The 8,602-nt window shown below is 40.4% G+C and carries 16 protein-coding genes; all 16 read right to left on the bottom strand.

What is annotated here, in order from left to right; translation table 11 throughout:
* Positions 1 to 23 precede the first annotated feature (23 nt).
* On the bottom strand, positions 24 to 428 hold the full coding sequence (locus tag HMPREF2926_RS04855; protein ID WP_070586674.1) for a YopX family protein: 405 nt from the start codon (positions 426 to 428) through the stop codon (positions 24 to 26).
* Entirely contained in the window at positions 425 to 1,189 is a 765-nt protein-coding gene (locus HMPREF2926_RS04850; protein WP_083307919.1) for a DUF1642 domain-containing protein, read from the bottom strand. The genes HMPREF2926_RS04855 and HMPREF2926_RS04850 overlap by 4 nt, the downstream gene beginning before the upstream one ends.
* Before the next feature lie 2 nt (positions 1,190 to 1,191).
* On the bottom strand, positions 1,192 to 1,404 hold the full coding sequence (locus HMPREF2926_RS04845; RefSeq protein ID WP_070586672.1) for a hypothetical protein: 213 nt from the start codon (positions 1,402 to 1,404) through the stop codon (positions 1,192 to 1,194).
* The gene (locus HMPREF2926_RS04840) at positions 1,397 to 1,909 is read right to left on the bottom strand and encodes a MazG-like family protein (RefSeq protein ID WP_070586669.1); all 513 of its coding nucleotides are present in this window, start codon (positions 1,907 to 1,909) and stop codon (positions 1,397 to 1,399) included. The genes HMPREF2926_RS04845 and HMPREF2926_RS04840 overlap by 8 nt, the downstream gene beginning before the upstream one ends.
* Before the next feature lie 185 nt (positions 1,910 to 2,094).
* Entirely contained in the window at positions 2,095 to 2,604 is a 510-nt protein-coding gene (locus HMPREF2926_RS04830) for a RuvC family protein (RefSeq protein ID WP_070586665.1), read from the bottom strand.
* Positions 2,605 to 2,607: 3 nt separating this feature from the next.
* The gene (locus tag HMPREF2926_RS04825) at positions 2,608 to 2,937 is read right to left on the bottom strand and encodes a hypothetical protein (protein ID WP_070586663.1); all 330 of its coding nucleotides are present in this window, start codon (positions 2,935 to 2,937) and stop codon (positions 2,608 to 2,610) included.
* Between the two features lie 14 nt (positions 2,938 to 2,951).
* A complete protein-coding gene (locus tag HMPREF2926_RS04820; RefSeq protein ID WP_070586661.1) occupies positions 2,952 to 3,170 on the bottom strand; it encodes a hypothetical protein in 219 nt (72 codons plus the stop codon).
* Positions 3,167 to 3,715 carry an HNH endonuclease gene (locus HMPREF2926_RS04815; protein ID WP_070586660.1) on the bottom strand — a complete coding sequence of 183 codons (549 nt, stop codon included), beginning with the start codon at positions 3,713 to 3,715 and terminating at the stop codon, positions 3,167 to 3,169. The genes HMPREF2926_RS04820 and HMPREF2926_RS04815 overlap by 4 nt, the downstream gene beginning before the upstream one ends.
* Positions 3,716 to 3,728: 13 nt before the next feature.
* Positions 3,729 to 4,145: a single-stranded DNA-binding protein gene (ssb, locus tag HMPREF2926_RS04810; protein WP_070586658.1), complete on the bottom strand. Its 417-nt coding sequence runs from the start codon at positions 4,143 to 4,145 to the stop codon at positions 3,729 to 3,731.
* Positions 4,146 to 4,150: 5 nt separating this feature from the next.
* Positions 4,151 to 4,981, bottom strand: a complete 831-nt coding sequence (locus HMPREF2926_RS04805) for a PD-(D/E)XK nuclease-like domain-containing protein (protein ID WP_070586656.1) — start codon at positions 4,979 to 4,981, stop codon at positions 4,151 to 4,153.
* Positions 4,981 to 5,865 carry a recombinase RecT gene (locus HMPREF2926_RS04800; RefSeq protein ID WP_083307917.1) on the bottom strand — a complete coding sequence of 295 codons (885 nt, stop codon included), beginning with the start codon at positions 5,863 to 5,865 and terminating at the stop codon, positions 4,981 to 4,983. The genes HMPREF2926_RS04805 and HMPREF2926_RS04800 overlap by 1 nt, the downstream gene beginning before the upstream one ends.
* 635 nt (positions 5,866 to 6,500) lie before the next feature.
* A complete protein-coding gene (locus tag HMPREF2926_RS04785; protein WP_070586648.1) occupies positions 6,501 to 6,758 on the bottom strand; it encodes a hypothetical protein in 258 nt (85 codons plus the stop codon).
* Position 6,759: 1 nt separating this feature from the next.
* Complete coding sequence (locus tag HMPREF2926_RS11415; RefSeq protein ID WP_371106512.1) at positions 6,760 to 6,858, bottom strand: BOW99_gp33 family protein; 99 nt, start codon at positions 6,856 to 6,858, stop codon at positions 6,760 to 6,762.
* A gap of 111 nt (positions 6,859 to 6,969) precedes the next feature.
* On the bottom strand, positions 6,970 to 7,338 hold the full coding sequence (locus tag HMPREF2926_RS04780; RefSeq protein ID WP_070586646.1) for a helix-turn-helix domain-containing protein: 369 nt from the start codon (positions 7,336 to 7,338) through the stop codon (positions 6,970 to 6,972).
* Positions 7,335 to 8,129: an ATP-binding protein gene (locus HMPREF2926_RS04775; RefSeq protein WP_070586645.1), complete on the bottom strand. Its 795-nt coding sequence runs from the start codon at positions 8,127 to 8,129 to the stop codon at positions 7,335 to 7,337. Before HMPREF2926_RS04775 ends, HMPREF2926_RS04780 begins: the two co-directional genes overlap by 4 nt.
* Positions 8,130 to 8,132: 3 nt before the next feature.
* Positions 8,133 to 8,602, bottom strand: a 470-nt coding sequence (locus HMPREF2926_RS04770; protein WP_083307915.1) for a DnaD domain-containing protein, incomplete at its 5' end; no start/stop codon positions are given.

Below are 8,602 nucleotides of genomic sequence, written 5' to 3'. Positions count from 1 at the left end.
TGTGTATGGGTATCTGTTTGGTCTCATTCTGTTACCTCCAATAATTCGGGATTTTCGTAGACGTTGCCGATGATTTCTCTATCGCTAACCACATTACACAATCGTTCAAAATTATCGTATCGAATCAAGCTATTTACAAACATTCCTAAATCTTCTCTGTATTCGACAAATCCATTCAACAAACCATCCTTTGTGCCCAAAATATCTTTCTCATATATCTCCCGTAAATTTTTGTCAAACATCCCTGTGAAACGTCCTACTGATTCTATATTTACAGGACACCAAGAACCTATTGTAATGTATTGTTCATTGGCTTCTACCACTTCGTTGATAATAAACGCTCTTCCTCCATCTTCAATTAAATGTCCGTATTGCCATTCTCCTTTGCTGTCTTCGTCAATGGATAACCCTCTAAATTTTGGAATCATTCTTTCACTTCCTTTACTTCAATTCCCTTACAATCAAAGATCCAGCCAAAGCTGGCTTTTTCGAGCTCTTTGCGGGTGTGCTTTACGCGAAAATCTAACGGTTCACTTTCTCCGCTAAAAAACCAACATTCTGAACTTATATGACAATTTAGGTAATTGTAGCCTTCATCCGCTCCTTTTACTTTAACAATATACCGCTTCTCTTTCTCGATCTCGTAACCAAACAGCTTCATCTTAATTAAGGTTTCAACAGGATCATTCTCACATTCAGCCAACCACTCGGTAAATTGTCTATTTTTAATCTTTTCTTCTTCTTGTGTATATTTAATCCAATCCCAAATGTTAAATTCAAGTCCTTCCTTGTGTTCCTCATACCAATCCGCTACAAACTGCTTTACTACTGGCTTATTCAACTCTTGCCGAACCTTATCAGCGTCTTTTAATTGCTGACCGACATATTCGCCCTCAAACCTCCCTTGCTCATAACCAGTCTTGTATTTTAATATTCCATAATCACTGCCTAGTTCATTTAAAATTGCATCTAGCCATACTATTTGAGTGCCACTATCAAAATCTTTAATTCGTGCGATAACATTTTTTAGTTTAATCAGTTGTGGTTCGTCAATCTTTTTATGCACAAGGTTTTCATCAATTTCTACAATATCCATGTTTTCAAGCTGGATTTGTAATCCCTTATGACCTAATGTATCTGCAGAATACCCTACAACATAACCACCTAAATAAACTTTATCTTTATTCATGTTCAATCTTCCTCCAAGTCATCGATTTTAAAATAGTTAATATTTTTGGGGTTTACAAAAATATTTCTAATCCTCATTAAGTTCCCGTTATTAAACTGACTAATAATTTTTCTCAACTCTTCTTCATCAAATTCATTTGCTACAAACTTGATTTCATTCAAATTTGTAAAACTAATTGTGAATTTTTTGTGTTCGCAAAAATCTAATTCATTCATTCGGTAAATCCTCCTCTTTCACAAACGTTCCATCAATCCATTTACCCTTGCGGTCCTTGATCTCGTTATATGCGATCTCAAAGCAATCTACAAACTCATAGTCAAATGCCTTACTAATGGATTTCAAGTAAGCCACTGCACGTACTAAATTATGTCGACACATTTCTTTACTTGCCAAATCCTGCGACAACTGGAACTCTGAAATATTAGCGTTCAGCAATTTAAAACATTCCATTGCATCCTTGCGTCTGATATTGTCCGATTCCTCGAAGATACTATGCACATCTTCCTTGATTAATAATGCAAGCCCTACGACAACTACTGCACAATCACCGATGCTGTCCTTGGTAAGCTGTTCTTTCTGCTTGGCGTATCCAGCGCATAGCTCGCCTAATTCTTCAAAAAGTTTGAGCGTCTGTTTAAAGATATCTCCCTTCGTGATATCCCGGTCAATAAACCACTGTCTAGTTAGCTCGGTTAGTTCCTCGATTTTGTCAATATCCATCTATCATATCCCCCTCGATTTCTTTTAATTTCTTGTCTATGGCTTTAATTTCCTTGTGTAGCCATTCGCGATAGTTCGCGCTGTAGTGATGTCCTCGCGTATTGCTGATCGTTTTAAGCTGTAGTTCCTCGCTCAGCCGTTTCTCATATATCCGCTTGGACCGTAGTAAGTTGTCTTTTTCCATTTCAAATACCCAAACGATGATTTTCTAGGCCGTCCCTAAAGCTGTACATTTCTTCAAAATATAGCCCAATCAAGATCGCGTCTGCTTCATCGTCCTTAACATCTTTATTAAATTTATCTGCCACGATGTCGATTGCTTGCTGTTTCAAAACCTGCCGGCCTTTGCCTTTAATATCAAAGTGCTTTCTCCAGGTCCGCACGTTGACAAAGTAAACACGATCCGCAATGAGCCGGGAAAGGATAATGCCCGTTGCGATCCCGATCTTAACCATCGTCTGCTGGTTGCCACCTCCGACGTTGTTCTGCTCGATCACAATCTCTTTAAAGGGTTTGTTATACTTTAAAATCGACCGTGACTGGATAGCTTTCAGTTTGTTCGCCATTTGCAGGGCTCGCTCTAGAAATGTACCTTTAGGGTTAACGACCCCACTTTCTAACAGGTCTGGGCCGTCATAAACAGCCCAGCCTGTCGCACTAGTGGAAGCGTCAAGTGATAACGTCAATTCTTTCATTCGTTACTCCAAGCCACGTTTTAATAAATGACTCAAAAAAGCTTTTATTTCATCTTCTTCATCGTTTACTTCCAGCTCTTTTAAATCTGAGCCATCTTCCTCGGTAATTTCATACTCAGCTTTGATTTTAACCAGGCGACCACCTACTGCCTTAGCTAGATTTTCAATAGATTTGTCAGTTTTCTCATTTCCTTTTTCAAAAATCGAAGCAAAGCGAATGTCATCGGTTGTTTTAGCAGTGAATGTTAATGCTCTGTCATTATTTTTATAATCAACCAAAAATCGGTTGTTGTTATCATTTGCGATTGCGTAGAATTCTTTTTGTTGTTTCATGTTATTTCTCCTTTTTAAAATAAAGTTAGTTGCTGTTTAAAATCTGCCAAAGTAAGCCCTATTGCTTTTAGGTCGTTACTGACAGCGGTCAAGTCATTGGTTACAATAACTTTGTTCGATTCCCTCGAATACCGCTGTGTCTGATATCCGCCCAGATCGTCCTTATCCCAGATATCTTGTAAATATTTTATTTCCGGGTATTCTTTGGCAAAATGTTCTTCAATCCAAGTCATAATACTGTCAACTCGTACCCTTTTATTTTTGTTCCTTTCTTGATTTTTTCGCTTACATATCCGTTATTTTTCCCAAGAAATTCACTTGCTTTCGACATACTGTTAAAATGATATTCCGTATCATTTGACAAATCTTTTAAAGTTACTCTTTTATTTGTACTCATTAAGCCAGTGTCAAAAGCGTGTTTTTGATTTTCTGATCTAGTCGTCCACTCAAGATTTTCTTTTGAGTTATCCAAGGGATTTCCGTTTTTGTGATTTACAAATCCTTTGTTTTCTGGATTTGGAATGAAAGCAGTAGCTACCAACCTACTTACAAGATGTGTTTTCATTTCCTTGTCTTTCCATAATTTCACATGTTTATCGCTATGATTGCTTCTTACTCGTCTTTGTATCTGTGGCTTGATTTCTCTACGCTTCCAGACACGTTTTATAATTCTTCCGTGACGGTTGCTATAAGTTGTTTTCCCCTCACACGTCCAAATTGTTCCATCGGAGCAGGCTTCATAGATGCCCTCATACCCCTTTATTGGTTTAAATTCCATTTAAACTCCTTTCTTAAAACGGTAGCGAATCATCATCAATACTAAACGGCTCTGCCTGCCGTCCAAAGTCTGGCTGGCTGTATCCTTGTGAGTGCCCAGCTTCACGGTCTTTCCGACTTTCCAAAAGCTGGAAGGTTTCTGCTACGACTTCAGTGACATAAACACGTTGACCTTGCTGGTTTTCGTAATTACGTGTTTGAATGCGACCGGTAATCCCAATCAAAGCCCCTTTCTTGGCCCAGTTTGCGAGATTTTCTGCTTGCTGTCGCCAGATCACACAATTGATGAAATCTGCTTCACGCTCTCCATTTTGGCCTTTGAAATTGCGATTGACTGCCAAGCTAAAAGTTGCTACTGCTTGATTGCTTGGGGTGTATCGTAGCTCTGGATCTCGTACCAGACGGCCCACTAATACTACATTGTTAATCATTAAAACTAATCTCCAATCAAATTATTTAAAGTGACGATACTGTTTAATTTCTTTTGGCTACGGCAATAATCGCAATGACCGCAAGCTATAGGCTCTACCTTTCGCTGGATAACATCCCAGACTTCCTTAATGGTTTCTTTCACTTCTTCCAGACCTTCCTCAAGCCATTCTTCATCAATCCGAATAACTTCTTTGTCTGGCACTTCTTCCTTGCTGACTGCTACGATGATAGGCCGAAACTCATCGCCCGTCATTTGTTTCAGTAAATCCCGATAGATTGCAAGTTGTGAGTGATACCCAAAACCTAAAATGTTATTGACTGCCGTTGGTACTTTGCGACGAAGCTCTGCGTTCCATTCCATATCGTAGATAGACTTCATTGTCTTTAGGTCTGCAAAATACCCCTGTGTCAAATTCACGCTGTCCAACTTACCTTTAAACGGCACCCCCTCGATTTCACCATACACGATCATTTCTTTTTCAACGTTTTCGGTTGAGCTGCCGTGATATAAGCGATTGAAAGAAGGATCATCTTTCAGTGATGCAATCATAGAATCGCCAATTAAAAACTCTTTCTTTAGTTGCCCCTTGGTTTTACCAGCCTTTGAAATCAACTTGTCGCCATTCTCTTTTAAAAACGCTTCATGTGCTTCTTGGCTTTCAAAGTAGCTGTGTACATAATTTCCTAAAAGTAAGGGTGTTTCATCTCGCGACTCAATCCAAGCTCCACCCTCCACAGCGAGGGCGCGTGCTGGACATTTTAAGAATTGCTTCATTCGCGAATAAGACAGGTACTCTTTATCTTGATAATAATTTTCTTGAGTTAACTCTTTCATCATTGCTCCTTAGGTGTGATTGTGCCACCCTCAAATAGTCCAAGTTCTTCATAAACACCATCTTCAATCTCAGAACCATTCTCAGACGCTCCTGTTTGCTCTGTACGCTCTTTTTCTGGTTCGGTAGTATTATCTGCTGACGCACCTTCTAAAAAGCTCTCAAGCGATTCTGTGGCTTCTGGTGGGGTTACATCTTTTGCTCCATTTTGGACGTTGCTGTCTACATTATCATCAATAATGGCCTGTTGCATTTCGATTGACAAAGGAGCATAGGTTGAAAGCAACTGCTTCAATACTGTCTTGCGTGCCATTGCGTCAAAGTCAGTCTGCCACGGGCTAGATTTACCACTAAAAGAACGGCTGTATTTCTTACCGTGTGCAAGAACGCGATCTTTGGTCCAGAATAAGGTTTTTTCAAATCCGTTCGAAAGTCGCATGAATGCAAAGTAACCAGCTACTTCTTCGTTTGCTTTTGGCAAGGCCTGCATGTTTACTTCCAGGTCTTCGGTGAGTGGGTTGTAACCTTTGAACTGGCTTGCGTAGATTTCCCCAGCATTAAGTTTGACAATTTGACCGCTACGCTGTGCGAGTTGGATCAAACCCTTGTAGCCCAACTGAAATTGTGCTTCTGATCCATACGGTACAATGTAAGCAAACCCGAGATTAGGATCAATAGGCAAGTCAAGCGTTGCTGCTTTCATTGCTGCGTTCAATACGCTTGTGTTTGAGGCTTTGGCAAGGTGGCTGTTATTGTTTACGATTGATAGCAAACTGGTAACAAACTGTGTTTCACGGCCATTTACTACCGATTTCAGTTTTTCCAAAACCACTGGGCTGTTAAAAGCGTCCTTTGGTGCCATTAAATCAAAATTACTTCTACTCATTTTTCTTTTCTCCTTTTTAATCTTCTTCGTAGTGAATCCAGCGACCATTCACACAATACCAATCGTCTGGATCTCTGCGTTCTTCTTCAATCTCTGGTTGTAGATAGTCACGGTCATAATCAAATGGAAACATTCTCGCGCTCCTTAAATTTCTTGTAACTGTCCCAGCTCGTAGATTTCAAGCTGTTCAGTAGCTTCTGCTCCGTCTTGATCTGCTTTTTGTACTGCAAGACCCACGCTGTGTACTCATCGTCATTTTCTGCGAAATAATACCCGCGAGGCAATGACCGACTAGCCACAATGGGCACTGAGTAATTAAGTCGAAGTTCTGCGATGCCACCGCGTACCTTTCGCACTGACAAGTTTGTCATTTTGGCAATGTCGCGTGTGGTCAGTACATTCGCCCGTCCTACTCTGATACAGGCTAGTATTAGTTGTAAGCGTTCGTTCATAGCTTACCCTCCTCTTGATACTTCATTAAAACTTCTTGATACTTTTTTAAAAGTTGGTTCTTTTGGTTCAGTTCCTTCCGCAATCTTCTGTTATCGTTCAAAGTTACTCGAAGTATATTATTCTTACCCTCTAGGTCGATTTTCTGAAAATGTATCTCTTGCTTTAATGCTTTAATTTTTTTGCTATGAAACATCTGCCATGCTCCAGTCGTTATCTGAGTGTGAATGCTTGCGTGCATAAGCTAGATCGGCTTGAAATGCTTGGTAGCCCTCGTCAAATTTCTCTTGTAGATCTTCTTCGTACTGTTGCATGATTGCGTCCTGCTTGGCTTGACGGGCTTTCTTACGCTGTGCGCATTTAAAGTCCCAAACCGCCCCAGCAAAACCTGTCAAGAAGCAAACGCCTCCGATTGTCATAACTCCCAAAATATCGTTATACATTTCATACCTCCTTATTGATTCGTCTGATTGCGTTATAATACCCGCTATCCTTTGGTATCGTGTACCCTGTTAAATCTTCTACCTGGCTACCGTCTGACATGATGTTAATAATGCGCGGTCGCCATTGATTTTTAATTCTAGTCATGTTATAATTCCTTTAGAAAAGTTTTATCTCTGGTCTTTTGGGGTCCCATTCCCAAAGGGCCATTTTTTATGCTCTGCCAGCTAAACGGCAAGCGTACAGGTCCATGATCTTGTCGCGCGCAACGTTTGGATCGCTAGCTAGTAACTTAGCTTTAATCTCATCTGAAAGCTCGTAGCAAGTAGCTTCGAAGCCCTCAATCATTAATTGGATCAAGCTAGGCTCTTCTTCACTTAGCAATGTTTCTACTTTTACTTTTGCAATATTGGCAATTAGTAGCAAGTTCGCCTTGTTTGGGAGGTTTCTTCCTTTCTCCCAGTTGTTGACAACCGCTTTAGTTGTTCCTAATTCATTCCCAAATTGCTCCATTGTAAAACCTAAATTTCTTCTGATTGTCTTAATTCTCTTTCCGACAATCTTATTCAATTCTTTGTTCAAAACGGCAATTTCCTCCTGTCTTCTGCATTGTCCGGGTACTTAAAGTAAAGGTCCCGTCCGCCTTTTGTAATTCGGCTGACCAGGCCGGTTTCAAAAAGTGACTTCATCTCTGACCCTACAAGGTTCGTTGTGATGATTGTCGCTTCTCGCTCATCTAATAAGCTGTAAAGAAAGTCTTGCTTCCACTGTGCATTGTCAGCCCGTCCAAGGTCGTCCAAGATCAGATAATCAACTTTCTTTAGTAGCTCCAGCCATTCATTGCTGGTCATTCCCTCTTTCCGGTTGAAAGAGTTTTGAATTTTGATAAATAAGGCTGGCAAGTTGATAAATAGAATACTTTTAGGTAGCTTGTTCGCTTTCCAGTCAGCGTTCAACTTACTTGCTATCGCCATCGCCAGATGCGACTTACCGCGTCCAGCTTTCCCCATTATCAGAGCGTTACCTTTCCCATCGTGCAAGTAGTGCGATACCAAGCGCAGAGCGTAATTCTTGGCTTCACGGTCAATTTGATTAGTAACCATGAAGTTTTTAAAACTCGCTTCTTTCAGTCCGCTCGGTATGATGCTGTTTTTATCAAGCACATCGTAAGTCTTGCGCAAAATAGTAGCCGTGTGAGCTTGACCTATCTTCTGTTCTTCCTCACGCGCCATTTTTTCGCGCTGACACTCTGGGCAAAAGGTTCTGTTCCGTTCATCCTGCAAAGGTACATCATCGTTTAACGACCACTTGAAACATTGATGTATTTCACACGTTTCAGACTCATTAATGTGATAGACAAGTGGTAGATCCATAGGCTATCCCTCCTCATCTTCTTCCCAGGGTAGCAAGTCCGTGTAAGGACTGAATACTGGGTTCTTGATAGGGTAAGGGCTGGCTTCTTTTTTGGTTTGTTTAACCAGCCTCTTGCGGTCATGCTCCTCGACTTCTTCAAGTGAGGTAAAACCCTCTTTCTTCCAATTTTCTAAAATTGCTTTTAGATAGTTAAAACTGGTAGAGCCTGCATCTTCAGTCTTTTCTACTGCATATTGGATCATAGGAATTGTAAAGTGATCTAATGCGATATAGTCCATTAACATTTGAGTGTGTCGCTCGTTGATTTTGATGTTGCTGTCTTTAATAATCTTAGAGAAAGATTTTTGGCCAGCGTCGTCTTCATCATTAACTGACCTTGACTCTACTAGACTATACTCACCTATACTATCCTCTACTATCCTATCCTTACCTATACTATGCTGACACTTGCCCGTCACTTGTCCGTCATCTG

It is taken from the genome of Streptococcus sp. HMSC078D09 (assembly GCF_001813675.1).
Taxonomy (GTDB): domain Bacteria; phylum Bacillota; class Bacilli; order Lactobacillales; family Streptococcaceae; genus Streptococcus.
This window is presented reverse-complemented; position numbering and strand designations above follow the sequence as displayed.

Bases quoted from the DNA above. Each gene is read 5' to 3' on its own strand.
- HMPREF2926_RS04845 (WP_070586672.1), bottom strand. From the start codon at position 1,404: ATGAATGAATTAGATTTTTGCGAACACAAAAAATTCACAATTAGTTTT.
- HMPREF2926_RS04785 (WP_070586648.1), bottom strand. From the start codon at position 6,758: ATGTATAACGATATTTTGGGAGTTATGACAATCGGAGGCGTTTGCTTC.
- HMPREF2926_RS04840 (WP_070586669.1), bottom strand. From the start codon at position 1,909: ATGGATATTGACAAAATCGAGGAACTAACCGAGCTAACTAGACAGTGG.
- HMPREF2926_RS04775 (WP_070586645.1), bottom strand. From the start codon at position 8,129: ATGGATCTACCACTTGTCTATCACATTAATGAGTCTGAAACGTGTGAA.
- HMPREF2926_RS04855 (WP_070586674.1), bottom strand. From the start codon at position 428: ATGATTCCAAAATTTAGAGGGTTATCCATTGACGAAGACAGCAAAGGA.
- HMPREF2926_RS04800 (WP_083307917.1), bottom strand. From the start codon at position 5,865: ATGAGTAGAAGTAATTTTGATTTAATGGCACCAAAGGACGCTTTTAAC.
- HMPREF2926_RS04830 (WP_070586665.1), bottom strand. From the start codon at position 2,604: ATGAAAGAATTGACGTTATCACTTGACGCTTCCACTAGTGCGACAGGC.
- HMPREF2926_RS11415 (WP_371106512.1), bottom strand. From the start codon at position 6,858: ATGTCAGACGGTAGCCAGGTAGAAGATTTAACAGGGTACACGATACCA.
- HMPREF2926_RS04815 (WP_070586660.1), bottom strand. From the start codon at position 3,715: ATGGAATTTAAACCAATAAAGGGGTATGAGGGCATCTATGAAGCCTGC.
- HMPREF2926_RS04805 (WP_070586656.1), bottom strand. From the start codon at position 4,981: ATGAAAGAGTTAACTCAAGAAAATTATTATCAAGATAAAGAGTACCTG.
- HMPREF2926_RS04850 (WP_083307919.1), bottom strand. From the start codon at position 1,189: ATGAATAAAGATAAAGTTTATTTAGGTGGTTATGTTGTAGGGTATTCT.
- HMPREF2926_RS04825 (WP_070586663.1), bottom strand. From the start codon at position 2,937: ATGAAACAACAAAAAGAATTCTACGCAATCGCAAATGATAACAACAAC.
- HMPREF2926_RS04820 (WP_070586661.1), bottom strand. From the start codon at position 3,170: ATGACTTGGATTGAAGAACATTTTGCCAAAGAATACCCGGAAATAAAA.
- ssb (WP_070586658.1), bottom strand. From the start codon at position 4,145: ATGATTAACAATGTAGTATTAGTGGGCCGTCTGGTACGAGATCCAGAG.